Source organism: Bacillus sp. ISL-7, assembly GCF_018613065.1.
Map to the genome: position 1 here is coordinate 1 of NZ_JAGGQW010000019.1, position 18,287 is coordinate 18,287.

Consider the following 18,287-nt stretch of genomic DNA (forward strand, 5'->3'; position numbering starts at 1 on the left):
AAAGAACCAACCACCAGTGATGAATCAACCACCAGTGATGAATCAACCACCAGTGATGAATCAACCACCAGTGATGAATCAACCGCCAGTGATGAATCAACCACCAGTGATGAATCAACCGCCAGTGATGAATCAACCACCAGTGATGAATCAACCGCCAGTGATGAATCAACCACCAGTAATGAACCAACCACCAGATCAAGACTGTGATTGTGATAAAGGCCGTAACCGTTCCAACAAAGGAAAAAGCAATAAAAATCGTAAAAAGAAATCATGATGGTTACAAAAAAGTTACCCAATTTGAACGATTAAGCGGACTGAAAAGGGTCCGCTTTTTCTTTTTGTTTACCGTGGATATGGACAGCAATACCCTGAAATGTCTTTCCGTTCTCACAGATAATAGTAAAAGTAGTTGGAAATAGTGGACGACGTATTGATGTTGGAGGAAAGAATATTTTAGAAAAGACAATAGTCGGAACAAAGAAAATTCGTATAGGAGATGGAGGAGCTTCAGGCAGTGTGTATCCATTTAGTGGGTCCATTCCGTTTTCAAGAAGGTCTATAAATTGTTCTTTAGATAATGGCGTAGAATTTCCTCTACCATCCTTTAACATTGCAAAACTATCAGACATAAACTTTACCTCCTAAAAATAGTTAGTACAGGATATGTAAAATATCAAATATATGTTTGGACAAGCGCAAAATATATAGGAAGCCTAAGGGTTTATATCCCCCAAAAAAAACGCGAAAAAAATCGCGTTTTTCTCTCTCAATGAAGTGGGCGATTCTCCTACGGTGATGGGGAAATCAAAGTAGATTAACGAAATGGTCCTCCTGATTGTTGTATAAACTGGCAGTTTTGATTATTAGTGTCGCATTGATATTTATACCAGTTATTATCAGTCCAGAAGAGATACCAACTTTGATCTATTTCATTCCATACCCAGCCTGACCAAACTCCAGTATTTGGATCGATATAGAACCAGTTGTGTGTTGCCCCGACTGTACTTATTCTCAGTGTCTGTTTCATAACATTCGTCTCAGCATTAAACTGCCAGCCTGTCTTTCTCACACATTGATTATTAACGAGTTGGTAATAAGCCCAACTGTTATTTTCTTGCCTCCAGCCAGTTTGGCATGTTGGAGGTGGTGGTGTTGGATTTGAGCATGCTGCTGGAGGTGGTACTGGAGGTGGTGCTGCTATTGGTGTTGAACCGCAAGATGCTCTATAAGGATCAAACATACTAGTATAAGGTTGTCTTTCATTAGCCATAATTAATACCCATTCATCACCATTCGTTGCAGGATTGAAAGCATATCCAACACCAATGTGAGTCAAGTTTTGAACTTCCATCCTTGCATTCGTGATGTCGGTTTGAGTGAATATGCCGCACACTGGGTTAATTGCAAAAGTAGCTCTAAGCCATTGATCATGACAAGGACTATTTCGCCAAAGATTTATTGGATTGACCATTTGTCCTCTTGAACCTGCATAAAGTTCATAAGGATAATAACAATAACCAGCGCTTCTTGCCTGATCAATAGGTGAGCCAAGTCTTGGACTAATATGAGCACATGGACCAGGTACAGTACTAGGATCAGGATATCCACCAAGAAGATGGTCTGCTGCTTTTGCAGCCGCTAAACGCATTAGTTGATCACTTACGATTAACTCATTGAATCCAATATCACGGCGAAATTGATTAACGGCGGCAATTACCTCACTTGTAGTTACCATAAATTATTCACCTGCCTTTCAAATAAAGCTAGAATAATCTATGAAAAAAACCAATGAGTGCTTGTCCATTTGTCCATTAATAGAAGTCCATTTTTGATCATTCTCGAATCAGAAACCCGAACAAACGAAGCTTTAGTAAAAAAGATTGTCATAAAGACGATCTTTCTTACTGAGTAAACAAAATCTCCCAAATGTTTACTCAACCTATCACCGTGGTGTGGAGTCAGACTAACGGATGGTCTCTATGGAATCATAGTTGATCGATCTTCATCTCCCAACCTTAGAATTTTGTGCCCCAAGGGAGAAATATTATGTAACATAATAGATATTAAGTTACATTCATTTTACCTAAAACACTAGACTTAGCGATAAATGGCGTGTATCCTTAAATTACTTAAAATATGTTACATTCAAAAACGCTAATTTATTGATGTCAAAGGTAGGGGTTAACATGGTGAATAAAAAAGACGGAATTAAGGATGTTCAGCCAATAAGAGACTATGAACAAGTAACGGATATGAAATGGTCTTTAAAAAAATGGTGTGGCGATCGGGATTACATACTGTTCCTATTAGGAATCAATACCGGTTTACGTGTTAGTGATCTATTAAATTTAAAGGTAAAGGATATTAAGAGAAAAAAGAAGATCACTGTTAAGGAAGGGAAAACAGAAAAGCCTAGAATCATTCATCTAACTAACATTTATGAGGAATTAAACGAATATATAAAGACACTGGACGGTAAAGAATGGCTGTTTCCTAGTCGTAAGGGGGATAAGCCTATAACACGTATTCAAGCGTATAGACAGCTAAATAAGGCTGCTAAAATGGTGGATATAGAGGACGGTATCGGAACTCATACCATGCGTAAAACATTCGGGTATTGGCATTATAAGCAGTTTAAAGACGTTGCACAGCTTCAAATGATCCTTAATCATGCACACCCGGAGATTACTCTAAAATATATCGGGATCACGGCGGAAGAGATAGAAAACAATCTAAACCATTTTGTTTTATAGGGGGAAGATCCAATGAAAGTAAAATACAAAGACGGCAGCATTTACGGACCGGGTTTAGTTGACTTTAGATACCAAGAAGGCGACTATGTGACGATCGTTGTCCGCTATTGGACCACAAAAGAAGATGAGGACGACATGTATTATCATGGCCATATAACACAGTTAGAGGACGAAAGAGAGGGTTTTTGGTCCGTTCTAGATGATGATCCGGATCAAGAGGAGTTCTTCCATTTTGGAGATATAGAAGCAGTTTCGGAGGGCGATAAGATCCCCTTCCTCGGAGGATGGACAAAGCGAATACCAAAAAAATAAGCAGCAAAGCGGTCAGAAACCGTAGCCAACCAAAGCCAGGCCGGCGAGATACGGGACCTGGTTTATTTATTTTATTTATATAACCATAGGTATTAGCAGTCGTCCAGGACCTTCCCTCCTGCTGGTGAATCACTGAACCACTGCATCACTGATGTAGTTTCAGGTTTTGAAAAATCTAAGAGAATACAAGAGAAAACATTTAGAGAGGAGGAAGGGGAAAGGGTTCATTTAAAAAATGTTCTTAACACGAATAGACAGGCATAGATATGTATCAAGTTGATTCACTGGTGTAGTACACCACTTTTAAATACAGATATACCAAGCAAGGAGGGAATTTTAATGAGTGTATTGAAAAACCGTTCAGAAGCAGCAAAGGAACGAAACTTGGGTGGTAAAAGGTGTGTCCGGTTCAGCATTTCCATTAATAACGAGTATGATAGAAAACTATCCAGGTTAGCAACAAGCTGCGGAATGACGAAATCGGAAATGTCCGATCAGCTGTTAAGAATTTCCTTAGACTCTCCTAATGTCTTGGAGTGGCTGCAACAAAAATTTAATAAGGTAGAAGAATATAAGGTTCATCCTACACTGATCAATAACAAAGTTTATTATTAAAAAATCTCCTGGCCGGATGGCTAGGAGATTTTATTTTGCCCTGGAATATTTAATACCTTCTTTAACCCATTTTTTATCGAAGTTATAACACTTTGCACAAAGCCCAAGTCTTTTTTGGGAATCCTTTGTATTCCGTATGGTTTTACTACAATATCTACATTTCATCTAAACTACCTCCCAAGAGGACTATTTAGTATTGTTATTGACTAATAGAAGTAGTTTTAAACAAAAAAGCTTTTTTTCTGATTAAAAGCATAAAACAAATTGAAAAGAAAAGGGGACATTTTATAGTAGGTTACACCCTTTATTTATTTGGAACTATTCAAACTTAATGAGTTGTTCCTCACTTTAATCATTTCATTTATTTTAATCAGATCCGTTTCATTCGTGAAAATCGAATAGGTGTTGCTGCCGTGTTGTTTTGCGTGTCTGGAAAAATTAGAAGCACTTACCCACTCTCCACATTTAGGGCAGGGAAGTTCTCCATTCACTTGCCATTGTTTTGTTGTGAATCGCTCTGTAGTCGTACTGATTTTTTTTGTAGTTGGTTTAACTACATTTGTAGTCGTTTCAACTACAAAATGATTCTTTTTGTATTCGTCATCATTCGAATTGTTTTCGTTTGTATACAACACCGATTCATCATCTTGTGTTTCCTTCTCAAACCCTGTCATCTCGCGTTTTACTAGCAAATAAACAGCTTCACTAATAGATAGCCCTAAATCATCACAATAATCCTTAAAATCTCTATATAGACTTTCTGGGATCCGAGCAGTTAACACCTCTGTTTTTTCTTTTGCTCTGCTGTTCTTTGCAAATTGTTCTAGATAACCCATTTTTTCTCCCTCCTGTTTCGTTCTGATTCGGTATGTATACAAAGTAATTAATCTAATTATCTTTCAAAATACAAATGAATACAATTTATATACAAAAAGAATGACGACGAATACAAGATGTATACAAAAGATTCAAAAGAATGATAGTAAATACATTTGTGTTGAGATTGTGAATATTTTCACTTAAACTAACGGGGCAGGTTAGTTGAAGAAAGATATTTATACTTTTACCGATGTTAATGGAATTATAAATATCATTTGGCATATCTTTCAATTATGAGGGGGTGTCCAAAATTAGTAAAAAGTTTTTAGTAGGGGTTGTCATTTTTATTAGTTTAATTACGGTTTGTCTAATAGTAGTCAATATTACAAAAGATATACCTCAAGCAGGAGAAATATCCAATGGTACAAAAGAAAGTAAGAATTTAACCCAACTAATTAATGTAATGAAGGATGAGTTAAAGGATTACAAGGAAATTAGAGAAATAAAATCCCAGAAGGATAAAGTTTTGATAGCAACAACAATAGATAGTTCAAATGTGGATAATGCAGCAAAATTATCTGACCAGATATGGGAGAAACTTATTCAATTACATAAACAAGATGTGGTTAGTTTCTCTTATTTTGTAGAGATTAATGATAAAGCAGGACAAGTCATATCAGGTATGCAATTTGAAAATTAGTAATAAGGTAATTCTTATGTTAGTGCGATTCTTTATTTTCCAAGAATCGCCTTTTTCATTTTCAAATAACAGTCAAGTGATTGGAACAACATCTGTATTTTGTTGATATAAATATACTATTAACAACATATTTATAATTTACCGAACTATTCTATTAGCAATTGCAGAGTTTAACTCCCTTGATTGGGGTTGATTTTTTGTATAGGAATAAAAATGTAAATATAATAATTTTATTACTCCTTTGCTTACTAATAATAGTCATAATAAATGTTGTTCTTCACGTTAGAATTTACGTAGTTTATACTTCGGGTGTCGGTCCTATTTTTTTAATTTTTCTTATCATTTCTCTAATTGTATTACTTTATTTTAAAGGATAAACAGGCAGTAAACGTATTGTGAAGCATTACACTTAAACTAACAAAGCAGTTTAATCAAATGATTTCCTATAGGGGTAGCGTCAGGAAAATGCGGATTTACAACGCTAAGGAAGTTGCAACCCATAAAAAAAGTCGATTTCCTGTGGTATTAAGGAATCGCCTTTTTATCTATCCTTGTTGAACTAACGCACCCGTTAGCTTAATAAGATTTTTTCTTTTTATCCAGCTTATCACTTAATTGTTCAAAGTTTTCTACTGCATCAGGTAATGATAATTGCTTTGCTAATGTAGTTCCTTTCTGTATAGAATTCCTAGCTTTTTCAAACAAATTTGCCTTTATTTGAGCATCTGCAAGTGTGTACCAATAGAACCACGCATCCATTTTGGATATTTTGTCGTTATAAAATTTTTCAATTTCAGGATAGTAACTAGAGTATAGTTCTTCATCTAGAACTAATTTTTTTCCACTCCATTTTAGAACATCTACAAAATAGGTATCTGCAATGTACCTTTGCCAAACGGCTATACCAACTTTCTTATTACTTAATAGCTCCATCATATGATACGGAACTTCTGCTATCATCTTTAAAGAATTATTATCCCATTTAAAAATCTCTAGGTTATTTCCTGCTGAAGCACCAATTGTGACACCGAAGAGAAACTCTTTAATACCATCACCAGTAATATCAGTAACACCTGAATAATCTAATCCTATCCCCTGTGTTTGGGTCTCCCAAGTTTTTTCCCATCTTTCATTTTCTTTTCTTAATACTATTACGCCATATTGTGAAGGATTTGGTTGTTCTTTTGCCTTTATTTCAAAAGTAATAATAATCTCTTCTTGTCCATCTTGGTTAAAGTCATAAAACTGATATGGTTTAGTTGATTTAGGTTCTTTAGGACTTACCAGTATTGAGTTTGATGGTACAAACTCATTGATAATTTTCATTGGGTCTTTATTTAATTTTACTTCAGCGTGAGTAAAAGTTGGTGAAAGATTTAAAATGACTGATACCAATATGGTAAATAATAAAATTTTTTTCATCAATAATCCCCTTTATTTAGCTAATATTAGAGATTATTGTTCCCTGGTGTTCCCTTGAATATCAGTAACCTTTGTTCAACTAAACTGCATCCGTTAGTTGAACAAGAAAATGCCTTACTCCTTATTGAAGTAAAGCTCCTCGTTAGTTGAAAAATTATATCTGATCTGATTTGTTAATATTCCATACATTTATCCCAATTAAAATGCTTTAGTCGATACCTAACTGATTTCTTTTCATTTACCGACATTACAACCCAAACTTTACCCATTTTATGCAATTCCTTTAGTACATTGTTTCCATCGATTCTTTTATATAGAAAATATCCCTTTGTGCCATCCAAACCATTTTCTAAGAATAATTTCCTTGAACCAATACTGGAACCTACAAATAAATGCTGTAATGAAATTTTGTCAGAATGATCATTAAGGTTATCCCCTACTTTTAAATTTAAGTCATCGTGCGTAAATTCTTGATAACCCGTTAAATCTACGTTGAAGCTCTTTACAATATCCTTTAACACTTTGTGATCAAATTCTTTACTTTCTTTTTCAAACTCTTCTATACAAACGCTTTTAGGAGGCTTTCCTTCTCCTTTTGAATTGGCAAATACATTTACATTGTTTGTTCCAAAAATTATGAAACTGAACATTAGTAACGAAAGAGAAACCCTTTGGTTCATTTTCCTTCACCCTAAAATTATATTTAGGGGTTATTTTGCCCAAAGCATTTACAACTATCCTTATTCAAGTAACCTGCTTCGTTAGCTTAAGTAGAAACCTTCACAATCTCAATAGAGTAGAACCTATTGATACATAATCAAATCACCTCTAAATTAGGCTCCGTGATGTCTCATAAGACTTGTATCAAAATTTAATCGTTGTAAATCCGCATTTTCCTGACGCTACCCCTAATTGGTGAAAGTCCAATCTGAGTAAGTCTAAGACGCAGTTTTATTCGTTTTGTAAGAATGGATAAAACTTTTTAATGGTGCAGGCATTACTCTATTGGATAATCTAGCAAAATTTACTAGACTACCCATAATTAAGAGTTTATACTTACATTAACTAAATGAACGGAAAAGAAAAAGAACTCCAACTGTTACAGAGGATTGCCGTCCTACTGTAACCGTTCCCCCTAGTAGCAGTAGGGAAAACACTTGTCGAAGTTCTTTGTTACTTACATATATGTACTATCATTTTAGGACATATATGTGATAGTTTCAAGGAAAAAATGTTTTTGTTTTAATAGAACATTTTAAAGGCACTGTTTCCCTGTACAATTTTAGGGATCAGTGTCTTTTTGTTTTCCCCCAGAAAGGGAGAATACTAGAATGACTTACTTTGTAGAAACAAACCAGTTTAAACAAATGATTTCTTATAATCCATATGTAACTACCAGTAAAGACAAGAAAAAGGTAAAATATAGCCTTTTGGACCGTATTCAAGAGGTGTTAGGGGACAAGTGGAATCGATTTAAAGAAGGAACTAGGCAATCCTTTGACATGATCTGCTTTTTAGGGACTGAACTAGGGTTCTTTTATGCTGGAGATGAATACCTCGCAGAACGACATGCTATTAGCGATCGGACTGTAAGAAACCGATTAAAAGAACTAGAGGAATTAGGACAAGTCATAAAGGTACATAGAAGGGCTACACGCTGCAATGGAAGAGGAAAACCTATTTATCTATTTGTAAACCACCCCTACTTTCATTATTGGGTTGAATTGTTAGGGATACAATCAGAAGATTTCCAAACCGATTTCCAAACAGAAAATCAGGAAACATCTTGGGAGAGTAAGGATGAAGGCGCAAAAAACTTCCCTACCTATTTATTACCTAAAAAACAAGAAAGAGATATTAATATAAGCAACAATAAAATTGTTCAATATGTTGTGAATCGAGTGAACGACTCTATTAATAAGGGAAATAGAATTAAATATTTATCAAGTTACATAGATCGCATGGTTCGATCATTAGAATGGCAAGCTTTATATGCAGAAAATAGGCGTCAAAAAACGATTAGGAAACAGCAGGAAGAAGAAAATGCTAAAGTAATCAGAGAGATATTGGGACTAAAGAAAAAAGAGATACCCTTTTATAATTGGTTAGAACAATAGAACGCCAGAGAAATGACGATTCTACCAATCATAAAAAATCGTTAGAACCGTTCTGGATTTAAATCCGTAAAAATAGATACAGTGTTTTTCGAAAATGGCTGTGAGACCTCCATATTCGATTTTTACGGGGTTTTAAAAAAATATTCGAAGTTCAATAAAGAGAAAAGTTAGAAACGCAGTACAAGCCTGTTAAAGGCCTATACGCGTGAAGGGGATTATAAATAATTTTCTTATTTTACCGTTCCATTTCTGTACTTTTTTCTTTCTCTTTAGCGAACTTATGTAAAAACTCGTTGAACCTTGCAAATAGCTGATTTTCCTTAAAAAACGATTGAACTCTCTCTAACATGGCTTTTAGTTTGCTGTTTTCCGCTTTTAACTCTTTGTTTTCGTGTTTCAGCCTGTCATTTTTGGTATCTAATCCAGCTATCTTTTGAGTTAAATCTTGATTCTCATTGTTTAATTGAATCAACTGCCGTTCGATTAAAGGTGCTTTTTTAGCTGCCTGTTGAAGTTGGATAAAATCATCTTGCTTAATTAGAACGCTGTCACGGCTTGTTAGAGGCTTTTTCGTTTCGATTTGATCAATAGCCTGTCTATGTTTTGTAATCGCGCTTAAATCGCCTTCCAGGTCGCTTAAGCGACCCTTTATCTCCTTCATGGAGGAGTCAATCTGCTGTTTTTGTTCCTGTTTTTCTTGTAGTTGACCTTCTAGTGATTGAATTTCTTCTCTCGCTGACATCGCTTTAAAGCGTTTTGGCTCGACATGTTTTTTATCACTGGATATTCCACGTTCCAGAGAAAAGCGAGCTTTTACGATATGTTCATGGAATTGGTCCTGCAGCTGCTGCAGCTCGGATCTCTTGCCGAAAAACTCTTTAGCTGCCAATTTGCCGTCTGTTGTGATCGGTACCATTCCTACATGCATATGGGGCGTTTTTTCATCTTTATGAACCATGGCATAAAGGATGTTTTCTTTTCCATATCGATTTTGCAGAAACATTAAGCTTTCCTGAAAATATCGTTTTTCTTCCTCTGGTGAAAGTGCATCAAAAAATGACTTATCGGACGTCACCAGAAACGAACAAAGTTTCACGGCATCTCTCCGGATCTTTTTCGTACCGGTATAACGCTCATTGATTTCTTTTTGAATCTGATCCGTATAATTGATCTTGGAATCATTTAATAAATCATAATTTAAATAACTTCTTTCTTTATCAATATCAAAATTACTATGACTCTCTTTCTCTCTTTGATTATGAATCTGGATCCCTTTCACATCCGGCGCTTTTAATTTTTTCATATGGATAACAGCAAAACTCATCAAGAATACCTCCCAATCTAAAACACTAAAATTCTTTCATCACCCACTCAACACTTGGGATTGGCTCCGCCTTTCGTCAGTAGCAGAAGACCTCGGCTATGTTTACGTAGTATAGGCGAGGTCTTCTGCTGGTCACGAAACGAAACAGGAGCCAATCCCCTCTTGGTATGAATGGGTTGGTAACACTTTAAAAACGCAAACAATATGGAGATTGATTGATTTTTTATTTGCGCAGCCGATTCTCTCTTATTTGCGGTTAAATGTAATAGAGGACTTAAAATATTTTCCCTGATGGACATGCAAAACTCATCAAGAACGACTCCCGAAATGAACCATCTAGATAGGGTCTGAGCGAAGGACTTTATTTAGTTAAGTGTAGCTTATTACACTTTGCTCTGCAAAGTGGTAAGCTCTGCGAGGCTTTTTTGCCTGCAGGCAGGCAAGGCACGGTGCGTGCCAAAAGACAAGACCGTGGGACTCCTCGCCCCACCACCCCCGCCAACGCAGTGCGTTGGATCGCGTCGGCCTCCGGCGAAATAAAAAAGAAACGGGAACGTTTCTTTTTTACCTAGCATCGATATCTAATTCTTGTTGCAATTCTGTTTCGTAGTGTCGATCCACATATTCTCTGATGAAATCATGCCGTTTTCCTGCGTTTTCAATGCGTTTCAAACCAAACAAACCAACTTTTAAGGTTCGTTCAGATTCCGGAAGCTGTTCCCATTCCTGATGCGCCCGATCCTGTAGCCGACGTTCGATTCTTCTGTGGAGCATCATTTCATCGAATTTTTTCCGGCGTTCTTCTTCTGGTGATGGCAGCAAGCGCTGTTGCTGCTCCTGATACTTTTGGAAATTTTCTTCCGCTGCTTTTGTTGCTGCTGTTTGTGCTGCAGCTGACGCCAATTCTGTCATCAATTTCTTTAGTTCCTCTACCGATAACGCATTATTTTTCTCAATAACGCTAAAATCATGCTTTATCGTTATTGAACCGTTATTATCCGTTTGAGCGTTATCGAACGTGCCATTTTCGATTTTTTCAGCAATGATCTTTGCGACATCATCGAGCGGTTGCTGGAGTGCGAGGAGCTCCTTCATATTTTCGAGCGCCCGAACGTCCTTTTCATAATAAATCCGGCGTTTTGCATCATTCCGTTCGAACTGAATCCCGAGAGCCTCCAATTTGATCGACCATGACCGAAGTGTATCTGTCGCAATGCCCAGCCGATCTGCCACCACCTTGCTGAAATAGCCGAATGCTTTTCCATCATTCATTCGTTATCACCCCATTATCCTTATACATTCTAGATGATAACGCTAGAATCCTACAAGGATAACAGACGAATAAAAAAGAGAATTCTTTGTTTTCCTTCAAATCCTGTATCATTTATTTCCCTTATGTATATACTGTGTATATACAAACGTGACGGAGCGTGTTAGAATGGAAGAGAAAAAAATGTATGAGGAAAAAGAGGTGGAAATTATGAGCATGGCAACAACCGTCCAAAAATGGGGAAACAGTCTTGCTATACGAATTCCTAAGGATGTTGCTGAACGAGTTGAGATTCACCAAGGCTCTGAAATGGAAATGAGAGTTGTGGGGAACGAAGGAACAATCACATTAGTTCCTAAAAAACAATCAAAGAAATATTCATTAGAAGAACTATTAGCACAATGTAAACCGGAAAATCGTCATGTAGAAATTGATTTTGGGATAGAGGGGAATGAATTAATTTAATGCCAGCACCAGAACGTGGCGATCTTGTTTATGTGAATTTTAATCAACAAGCAGGGCATGAACAAGCAGGAAATCGACCTGGAATCGTTTTATCGCCAAAAGCATTTAATGAAGTAACAGGATTTGCCTCCGTATGTCCAATTACAAACACTGTCAGAGGATGGGGTTATGAGGTCAAGCTCCCTGCGGACTTGGCTTTTCAAGGTGTTATTTTAACTGATCAAGTGAAAAATTTAGATTGGCATGCCCGAAACCTTCAGGTTAGGGGACAAGCTCCTGAAGAAATCGTGAATGATTGTTTAGCCAAAATACATACCTTTTTGTAAATTAAAAGAAAACATTTAAAAACAAATCCCGACTTATCTTTTTATTTCATAGATAAGTTGGGATTTTTATGATGAAAACTCAATATGTTAAGACGTTTTTATTAATGTTGTGGATTCACTGGTGAATAGGAAGACAACGGTTGTATAAATGGTTGCTGTACTCCTACTACTTGGGGTTGCCAAGGTTGTTGCTGAATCCCTAATTGGGACACACGTTGAACTTCCTGGCTTAATTGGGTACATAATTGGTTAAGACGTTGAATTTGCTGAACAGCAGAAACTTCATGCTGAACAATTTGTTGAAGTTGGTTAGAAAATTGTCTTAACTGAGCAGCATTACTTTGTTCTGAGCTTTGCATTTGTTGTAACGTGCTTTGGATTTGAGAAATGATTTGTTGATTGTACATGAGTGATCACTCCTTAGTAAGTTTAAATATCAAGAGAACCGATAATATTATGTGTAGAAGTAAAAATAATATGTTCAATGGCTAAAGCCATCTTTTAGCAAAAACGGTAAATTCTCGTTGCGCATAATTTAATTGAATTTGCTCATGATATTAATATCGGGTACGTAACGGTTGAGCCAAGATTTATATATGCTCTTTTGGGGTGTATATAGGTCGGCCAAAGAGTATATACAGGTCATCTAATGATGGTTTGTGTATAGTCGGAGGGAAGATTCTATATGGTAAAGAAAGGTTTTATTGTAGTCGTACCTCTAAAGGGTATTATTACAATAGGGTCCCAATTTATGATATAGGGTCGAGCGAAGATCGTATCGAGTGCCGCAGACTAAGTTGAGTACATGACTCAATGAAGTTAACGTTCATATGTAGCCGAGAGGTTATATATGGGTGTACAGGTATTTTGTACGGTCGAACGAACCATTATTATGGGTGGTAAACTGTTTATTTATGGTCGAAAGATCATAAATAGGTAATCAGCTATTCATAATAGTGCAAGGTAGATCGTTACGTGCTCGCACCAGTCAAATACATAAGCATATCTAACAATGAAGTCACCCTCAAGGGTGACTTTTATTTATGTAACATAATGGATGTTTTGTTACATTGGCAAATTTAAGATTCTTTTTTCTTAAGCTAACGGGACAGGATAGTGAACTATGCTAAGATTTGGAAAGGAGATCCCCCTACTTTCACTTCTCTTGGTATTTGATAGTGTTATAGTCCCTGAGGCCCTCACAATGGCCGCGTATGCCCTTCTATTTAGATGGTGGCTATTATCTTCCCTATTATTCTATTATGTCTATTCTAGGTCCGGTATATGCCCTTGATTATGGCCCATATATCTCCTATATATATATATAAATCCTTATAAAAAAAGAGAGTGCTAGATCGGGAACTCTAACACCCTAACACTTGGATATAAAAACGATTACTTATTTAAGATACCTTTGATCTTGATTTTTGATGTTGTTAATAGATCTTTTTTAAAAAAATTTTGGATCTTGATTTTTGATGTTGTTAATAGATCTTTTTAAAAAAATATTTTGGATCTTGATTTTTGATGTTGCAATTAGATCTCAAATGTGAAATAATACAGATATGAAATACGGATGTTGAATTATGATGTTAAAAAGAGAGGCGGAATTTATAATGAGTGAAACAATTTTATTTGGTTTTCTTGGGGACCAACGCGGCAGAAAAGTAATTACTGGTGTAATTGATACTGAAGATCTAATTGATATTTATGAAATTGATGTATGGAAACCTGGAAAACCAATTGATGAACAAGGGTGTCAACGACACCCAGTTCAGTCGCACTTTCGTAAGATAGGGAGAAAAATGAAAGAACAAAATTCTTGGCTTCCTACTTCCATCACTTTGAGTGCCAACTTAAATAAAGGGGAAAAAGAGTCAATTAATTCTATAAAAATTGAACGCACTGACACGCCAAATTTAGTGAAGATTGTAATTCCAGAAGGACATAAATTAAGGGTAGTTGATGGGCAACACAGAATTTTAGGATTAGAATATGCGATTACTGATTTAAAACAGTTTGAATTAAAAAAGTTTCAAATACCATTTGTAATGATGATTGTTAATGACAGAATCGATGAGATTACTTCATTTTACGAAATTAACAGTACCCCAAAACGTGTTTCAACAGATCTAGCCTTACAGCTTCTAAACGAAATGAAACAAAATACATCAATGAAATTAACAAAAGCTGAAAAATGGAAGCTAGTAGCCTTAAATGTATCAATGGCTTTAAGTGAAAAAACTGATTCAGTCTGGTACAACAACATTTCAGTCGGTCAAATTAAAGATGGAGAAATTGCCTCCTCCACATCTTTTGTTACTTCATTGAAACCCATATTAGAAATATCTTTCATAAAGAAAATATGGGAAAATAATCTTGATGAACAAGATGCAGGTGAAAGAATTGCAGATTTAGTTAATGCTTATTGGAATGGGCTAAAACGATTAATGCCTGATGCGTTCCCTGAGACTAAAGAAGACAAAGATAAGTGGGTTATTCAAAAAACACCTGGTTTCTTTTCATGGCATATGGTCGCACCTTTTGTGATAGATGAATATATGGTGAAACGTGAAAAGATTAAAGAATTCACACCAGAAACCATCGCTGAGTTTATGCAGAAATATGCAGATAGAAGTGTTAAGGACTATGATGAGTTTTGGAAAGCGAGTAACCGGGAAGCAGGTATCCAGGGTGGAGATGCTTCTCGTGCAAATTCCCAAAAGGCATTTAAGGAATTAGCTGACCAAATTAAAGATGAGATTGAGTCTAATTACGCTGAATACGAAGAGGCTGATATCATCTTTTAAAAGAAAAAGAGAACTATCGGATAATCGATAGTTCTTCTTCCTTTAATACATAGAAGAAAAAATAAAAAATAAAAAAGTGTATACTTTTTTGAAGGGGGGGAATATATTGTAAAGAATATATTTTTGTTGAAAATTTATATTCTTTACAATATAATTATGAACACAATCATTTATTTGGAAGATAACAAGGGTGTAAGTGAAGTTGAACAATTAATCAGGCAGATAGCTTTTCAAGGTATTAGTGGTGACCAAGACGCACAACACTTAGCAAAGTATATACGACAAGGAATGGCTATACTAAAGGATACATCTATTCCTACTAACCAGAGACTACAGGCTATTTTCGAAGAGGACAACGGAGACAAAAGAACACTCCAGATATTAAAACCCCTTCGCAAGGTACCTTTATTAGAGTTTCGGGTAAACAGAAGCATTCCAGGTGCTTTCCGTGCAATTTTTTTCGAATATGAATACGAAGGGGAAAATCTCCTTGTTTTTACAAAAGGACTCTTAAAAAAAGGAGACCCCAATCCTCCAGAATTACAACAGAAAATCAACGACAGCCATAAAATTTACTTAGACTTCTGCCGTGATCCAAAAAAATATTTGGATTAGAAGGGAATGAACCAAATGAGTAAAAGAAAATTCAACGAGAAGCATAATAACTTAATGGACTTATTAGATCAAGTTCCTGGTGTAATTGAACATATGAATAGCTTTGAAGTTACGATGGGCAAAAAGATCTTTCAACGTCGTTTGGAATTAGGATTAACACAATCTCAACTAGTAGAAATCATCCTCCAAGGTGGCGATAAAATTACACAAGCTACTATATCGAAGGTTGAGTGTGGGGATAATACTATTGGTTCGGATACTTATAACAAAATCTTTTTCGCATTGGGCGGCCTTAGGGACATAGAAATTAAATTTGGTGAATATCCCAAAAGACCCAGACGCGAACCTGTATTTACTTGAATGAGGTGACAGTGAAGTAAACTGTCATCTTTTTCTTTTACTCATCTATTCCATAAGCTTTCTTTAAGTCATTAAAGTTTATCAAAATGCCTATTTTTTTTAATTTGTCCATTCGTTCATAGAATAACTTTTCTAATATCGTCTTTTTCACCTCATCTGGACCGTGATGTAAAAGACGATGACATACTGGACATAAACTTAGAATATTACTTACCTTATCCAAATGAAAATCGAATTGTATTTGTAATTTCATTGGGACTAAGTGATGGGCTTCCATGAATTGATTTCCAGTTGCTTTTGAAATAAAAGTTTCGTGTTTCTCTTCGCATGCACATAGATAGTTCGATAATTTTAACGCTTTAGCAGCAACCTTTGCATCACGCGGCCACCTTTTTTTGCCCCCTTTATCAACAATCGGATCCGGCCTTTCTTCCGGGTAATCCTCATCCTCCTCTTCTTCATTTTCAAACAAGTTGTTTTCTTCCAATTGAACAGCAAACACACTATCTTGGTACTGTTCCTCTTTTTCCTCTATTTCTAGAAATTGTCCATTGTCCTCCAAAAGAAGATAATCATTAAACTGTTCAATGGAACGATTGCCAATAATCCCTTCTAATTCTCTATAAACGATTATCAAATCAAGTAAATCTTGAATAAGTTCCTCAGAACTCGGTAAAGAATTTTTGCTGTAATAACGTCCAAAAATATGCCCGCCCTCATAGCCCTGGCTTAAGTTACCGTTGCCTTTTAGATTAATTTGGTCTCCTTTTAAACGATCCGGTACCGTATGAAGTTTATTACGGAGAATGGAAGAAACAGCTTTAATTTTTTCTTTTCCAACTTTTGTCCCGTACTTTTCCTTGTAATACGTGTACCCCTGATTAAGGCTTATATAAAAGCCGTCCATGTTTTCGGTAAATAAATAAACAATATCGTATCCTTTTGTTGCAGTTGTGGTTAAATTTCTCAGAAAAATTGCAACCCATGGAATTTCGGCCCACTGTCCTTGCCCAACAGAACCAGTTACCAGATACATATCATCATTTAAAGAAGCAACATCGATAATGCTATCTTTTAAGGTTTCACGTACTGCCTTGCCCATACTATGGCCTTTAAACGTTTCATTTTTAGCATTTAAATAGCCATCCAATACATGTTTAAAATTGTCTTGTACGTTTGCTGGATTAACTTTGCTGCTGGTTAATCTAGTTTTATTTTGTTGCCGATTAAGCATTCGGTCTAAAGAAACATCAAAAATGTCTGCCATTTTAACTAAAACATCACTATCGACTCGTTGATCCCCATTTTCCATTTTAGCTATCGATGTATAGGGTATTTTTAACAAACCGGATAGATCCCGCAAACTTAACCCCTTAGATTCACGATAAAAACGAATTGATTCGCCAGCAACCTTGTTGTAATCAGTAACCATAACTAACATCTCCCTTCAAACTATTAATCTCAGTTTACTACATGGTAACAAAAAATATAATCGATGTTTCGATTTTAGGAACAAAATTACCAAAATTCGCTTTAACATTTTAGAAACATCGATATGATAATACGGATCTAAATTTAAATTTCAAACTGTAAAATATATACTTTTTGAATGATTGTCACAACCTGACACTTTTGAATTGGGAAAACACTGATCTAATAGGATCTAGATCTAGCGAGAATTTTGGAGGCTGACATTCGAGGGGGTTGTTTTGTATTTAGCTGCTGGAACTACCTTTATTTCTTTAAACAAATACTAGGAAACAACCAGAAAGAATCTATATCGTTTTTAAGTGTTTGTATATTCAGTGAACTTATTTAGCGACATAAAACAATGTAACAAAATACATATTTTGTTACATCTAATAAATTTCAGATCCTTTTTCTTAAAAGTAAACAAAATCGCCAAAATGTTTACTCCACTCACAAGTTCGGTAGGTGAGTAACGAAATAAATTTAGGAGACGGATACAGAAAGGTGGTTTTTTATGGTTCAAAAGGAATTGAATGAACGATAGTAAAGAGTACCCAATTTTAAAAATATACTTTTTTAAATGTCATATGTACAAGCTATATCTGCCTTTCTGAATAGTTTATAGCATTGACATTAATCACAAGCCTATATTGGCAGGCTTGTCATAAAAAAAGTATTTTAATAGGAGTGAACAATCATTGAGTAGAAGATGCGATGACTCTTCTGGATTATCTTATGTATCATCATCAGGTTTTTGTTGGTCTAAACCATTTAAAAACTGTAATTCGTCTCAAAACTGCAACAATTATGGACCAGTGGATCAACCACCAATGAACCAACCACCAATGAATCAACCACCAGTGATGAACCAACCACCAGTGATGAACCAACCGCCAGTGATGAATC

Annotated in this window: 20 protein-coding genes; 11 read left to right on the forward strand and 9 right to left on the reverse strand. The window is 35.7% G+C overall.

Annotated elements, in window-relative coordinates; genetic code table 11:
* The coding region (locus J7E66_RS04990; RefSeq protein ID WP_214998315.1) for a hypothetical protein at positions 1-210 on the forward strand (210 nt) is incomplete at its 5' end.
* A gap of 98 nt (positions 211-308) precedes the next feature.
* Here J7E66_RS04990 and J7E66_RS04995 read toward each other — a convergent pair.
* Both J7E66_RS04995 and J7E66_RS05000 read right to left on the reverse strand, forming a co-directional pair.
* A complete protein-coding gene (locus tag J7E66_RS04995) occupies positions 309-632 on the reverse strand; it encodes a hypothetical protein (RefSeq protein WP_214998316.1) in 324 nt (107 codons plus the stop codon).
* A gap of 185 nt (positions 633-817) precedes the next feature.
* Complete coding sequence (locus J7E66_RS05000) at positions 818-1,738, reverse strand: CAP domain-containing protein (RefSeq protein ID WP_214998317.1); 921 nt, start codon at positions 1,736-1,738, stop codon at positions 818-820.
* 451 nt (positions 1,739-2,189) lie between these two features.
* Between J7E66_RS05000 and J7E66_RS05005 the strand changes: the two genes are divergently transcribed.
* The 3 genes from J7E66_RS05005 to J7E66_RS05015 all read left to right on the forward strand — a co-directional run bounded on the left by J7E66_RS05005 (position 2,190) and on the right by J7E66_RS05015 (position 3,683).
* Entirely contained in the window at positions 2,190-2,756 is a 567-nt protein-coding gene (locus tag J7E66_RS05005) for a tyrosine-type recombinase/integrase (protein WP_214998318.1), read from the forward strand.
* A 12-nt stretch (positions 2,757-2,768) separates the two neighbouring features.
* The gene (locus J7E66_RS05010) at positions 2,769-3,068 is read left to right on the forward strand and encodes a hypothetical protein (protein ID WP_214998319.1); all 300 of its coding nucleotides are present in this window, start codon (positions 2,769-2,771) and stop codon (positions 3,066-3,068) included.
* A 339-nt stretch (positions 3,069-3,407) separates the two neighbouring features.
* Positions 3,408-3,683, forward strand: coding sequence for a hypothetical protein (locus J7E66_RS05015; RefSeq protein ID WP_214998320.1), 276 nt, complete (start codon positions 3,408-3,410; stop codon positions 3,681-3,683).
* Positions 3,684-3,991: 308 nt separating this feature from the next.
* On the opposite strand, the gene J7E66_RS05020 is transcribed toward J7E66_RS05015, so the two are convergent.
* On the reverse strand, positions 3,992-4,519 hold the full coding sequence (locus J7E66_RS05020) for a hypothetical protein (RefSeq protein WP_214998321.1): 528 nt from the start codon (positions 4,517-4,519) through the stop codon (positions 3,992-3,994).
* Between the two features lie 284 nt (positions 4,520-4,803).
* Here J7E66_RS05020 and J7E66_RS05025 point away from each other — a divergent pair, with 284 nt between their 5' ends.
* On the forward strand, positions 4,804-5,202 hold the full coding sequence (locus J7E66_RS05025; RefSeq protein WP_214998322.1) for a hypothetical protein: 399 nt from the start codon (positions 4,804-4,806) through the stop codon (positions 5,200-5,202).
* Positions 5,203-5,778: 576 nt separating this feature from the next.
* Here the strand turns inward: J7E66_RS05025 and J7E66_RS05030 are convergent.
* Positions 5,779-6,624 (reverse strand): hypothetical protein, encoded by an 846-nt coding sequence (locus J7E66_RS05030; protein WP_214998323.1) that lies wholly within the window; start codon positions 6,622-6,624, stop codon positions 5,779-5,781.
* A gap of 173 nt (positions 6,625-6,797) precedes the next feature.
* Complete coding sequence (locus J7E66_RS05035) at positions 6,798-7,304, reverse strand: hypothetical protein (RefSeq protein ID WP_251032774.1); 507 nt, start codon at positions 7,302-7,304, stop codon at positions 6,798-6,800.
* A gap of 651 nt (positions 7,305-7,955) precedes the next feature.
* Here J7E66_RS05035 and J7E66_RS05040 point away from each other — a divergent pair.
* The gene (locus J7E66_RS05040; RefSeq protein WP_214998324.1) at positions 7,956-8,741 is read left to right on the forward strand and encodes a DeoR family transcriptional regulator; all 786 of its coding nucleotides are present in this window, start codon (positions 7,956-7,958) and stop codon (positions 8,739-8,741) included.
* Positions 8,742-8,976: 235 nt separating this feature from the next.
* On the opposite strand, the gene mobV is transcribed toward J7E66_RS05040, so the two are convergent.
* Both mobV and J7E66_RS05050 read right to left on the reverse strand, forming a co-directional pair.
* On the reverse strand, positions 8,977-10,065 hold the full coding sequence (gene mobV / locus J7E66_RS05045; protein ID WP_214998325.1) for a MobV family relaxase: 1,089 nt from the start codon (positions 10,063-10,065) through the stop codon (positions 8,977-8,979).
* Positions 10,066-10,629: 564 nt separating this feature from the next.
* On the reverse strand, positions 10,630-11,337 hold the full coding sequence (locus J7E66_RS05050) for a MerR family transcriptional regulator (protein ID WP_214998326.1): 708 nt from the start codon (positions 11,335-11,337) through the stop codon (positions 10,630-10,632).
* Positions 11,338-11,503: 166 nt separating this feature from the next.
* On the opposite strand from J7E66_RS05050, the gene J7E66_RS05055 reads away from it, so the two are divergent.
* Complete coding sequence (locus J7E66_RS05055) at positions 11,504-11,800, forward strand: AbrB/MazE/SpoVT family DNA-binding domain-containing protein (protein WP_251032775.1); 297 nt, start codon at positions 11,504-11,506, stop codon at positions 11,798-11,800.
* A complete protein-coding gene (locus J7E66_RS05060; protein ID WP_214998327.1) occupies positions 11,800-12,126 on the forward strand; it encodes a type II toxin-antitoxin system PemK/MazF family toxin in 327 nt (108 codons plus the stop codon). The genes J7E66_RS05055 and J7E66_RS05060 overlap by 1 nt, the downstream gene beginning before the upstream one ends.
* Before the next feature lie 101 nt (positions 12,127-12,227).
* Here the strand turns inward: J7E66_RS05060 and J7E66_RS05065 are convergent, their stop codons facing one another.
* Complete coding sequence (locus J7E66_RS05065) at positions 12,228-12,533, reverse strand: hypothetical protein (RefSeq protein WP_214998328.1); 306 nt, start codon at positions 12,531-12,533, stop codon at positions 12,228-12,230.
* A gap of 1,209 nt (positions 12,534-13,742) precedes the next feature.
* Here J7E66_RS05065 and J7E66_RS05070 point away from each other — a divergent pair.
* The 3 genes from J7E66_RS05070 to J7E66_RS05080 all read left to right on the forward strand — a co-directional run bounded on the left by J7E66_RS05070 (position 13,743) and on the right by J7E66_RS05080 (position 15,911).
* Positions 13,743-14,936 carry a DGQHR domain-containing protein gene (locus J7E66_RS05070; RefSeq protein ID WP_214998329.1) on the forward strand — a complete coding sequence of 398 codons (1,194 nt, stop codon included), beginning with the start codon at positions 13,743-13,745 and terminating at the stop codon, positions 14,934-14,936.
* Positions 14,937-15,062: 126 nt separating this feature from the next.
* Positions 15,063-15,551 carry a hypothetical protein gene (locus J7E66_RS05075; RefSeq protein WP_214998330.1) on the forward strand — a complete coding sequence of 163 codons (489 nt, stop codon included), beginning with the start codon at positions 15,063-15,065 and terminating at the stop codon, positions 15,549-15,551.
* Positions 15,552-15,566: 15 nt separating this feature from the next.
* On the forward strand, positions 15,567-15,911 hold the full coding sequence (locus J7E66_RS05080; RefSeq protein WP_214998331.1) for a helix-turn-helix domain-containing protein: 345 nt from the start codon (positions 15,567-15,569) through the stop codon (positions 15,909-15,911).
* A 37-nt stretch (positions 15,912-15,948) separates the two neighbouring features.
* On the opposite strand, the gene J7E66_RS05085 is transcribed toward J7E66_RS05080, so the two are convergent.
* Complete coding sequence (locus J7E66_RS05085; RefSeq protein WP_214998332.1) at positions 15,949-17,343, reverse strand: MrcB family domain-containing protein; 1,395 nt, start codon at positions 17,341-17,343, stop codon at positions 15,949-15,951.
* Between the last annotated feature and the right edge of the window lie 944 nt (positions 17,344-18,287).

Bases quoted from the DNA above. Each gene is read 5' to 3' on its own strand.
- J7E66_RS04995 (WP_214998316.1), bottom strand. From the start codon at position 632: ATGTCTGATAGTTTTGCAATGTTAAAGGATGGTAGAGGAAATTCTACG.
- J7E66_RS05000 (WP_214998317.1), bottom strand. From the start codon at position 1,738: ATGGTAACTACAAGTGAGGTAATTGCCGCCGTTAATCAATTTCGCCGT.
- J7E66_RS05005 (WP_214998318.1), top strand. From the start codon at position 2,190: ATGGTGAATAAAAAAGACGGAATTAAGGATGTTCAGCCAATAAGAGAC.
- J7E66_RS05010 (WP_214998319.1), top strand. From the start codon at position 2,769: ATGAAAGTAAAATACAAAGACGGCAGCATTTACGGACCGGGTTTAGTT.
- J7E66_RS05015 (WP_214998320.1), top strand. From the start codon at position 3,408: ATGAGTGTATTGAAAAACCGTTCAGAAGCAGCAAAGGAACGAAACTTG.
- J7E66_RS05020 (WP_214998321.1), bottom strand. From the start codon at position 4,519: ATGGGTTATCTAGAACAATTTGCAAAGAACAGCAGAGCAAAAGAAAAA.
- J7E66_RS05030 (WP_214998323.1), bottom strand. From the start codon at position 6,624: ATGAAAAAAATTTTATTATTTACCATATTGGTATCAGTCATTTTAAAT.
- J7E66_RS05035 (WP_251032774.1), bottom strand. From the start codon at position 7,304: ATGAACCAAAGGGTTTCTCTTTCGTTACTAATGTTCAGTTTCATAATT.
- J7E66_RS05040 (WP_214998324.1), top strand. From the start codon at position 7,956: ATGACTTACTTTGTAGAAACAAACCAGTTTAAACAAATGATTTCTTAT.
- mobV (WP_214998325.1), bottom strand. From the start codon at position 10,065: ATGAGTTTTGCTGTTATCCATATGAAAAAATTAAAAGCGCCGGATGTG.
- J7E66_RS05050 (WP_214998326.1), bottom strand. From the start codon at position 11,337: ATGAATGATGGAAAAGCATTCGGCTATTTCAGCAAGGTGGTGGCAGAT.
- J7E66_RS05055 (WP_251032775.1), top strand. From the start codon at position 11,504: ATGGAAGAGAAAAAAATGTATGAGGAAAAAGAGGTGGAAATTATGAGC.
- J7E66_RS05060 (WP_214998327.1), top strand. From the start codon at position 11,800: ATGCCAGCACCAGAACGTGGCGATCTTGTTTATGTGAATTTTAATCAA.
- J7E66_RS05065 (WP_214998328.1), bottom strand. From the start codon at position 12,533: ATGTACAATCAACAAATCATTTCTCAAATCCAAAGCACGTTACAACAA.
- J7E66_RS05070 (WP_214998329.1), top strand. From the start codon at position 13,743: ATGAGTGAAACAATTTTATTTGGTTTTCTTGGGGACCAACGCGGCAGA.
- J7E66_RS05080 (WP_214998331.1), top strand. From the start codon at position 15,567: ATGAGTAAAAGAAAATTCAACGAGAAGCATAATAACTTAATGGACTTA.
- J7E66_RS05085 (WP_214998332.1), bottom strand. From the start codon at position 17,343: ATGGTTACTGATTACAACAAGGTTGCTGGCGAATCAATTCGTTTTTAT.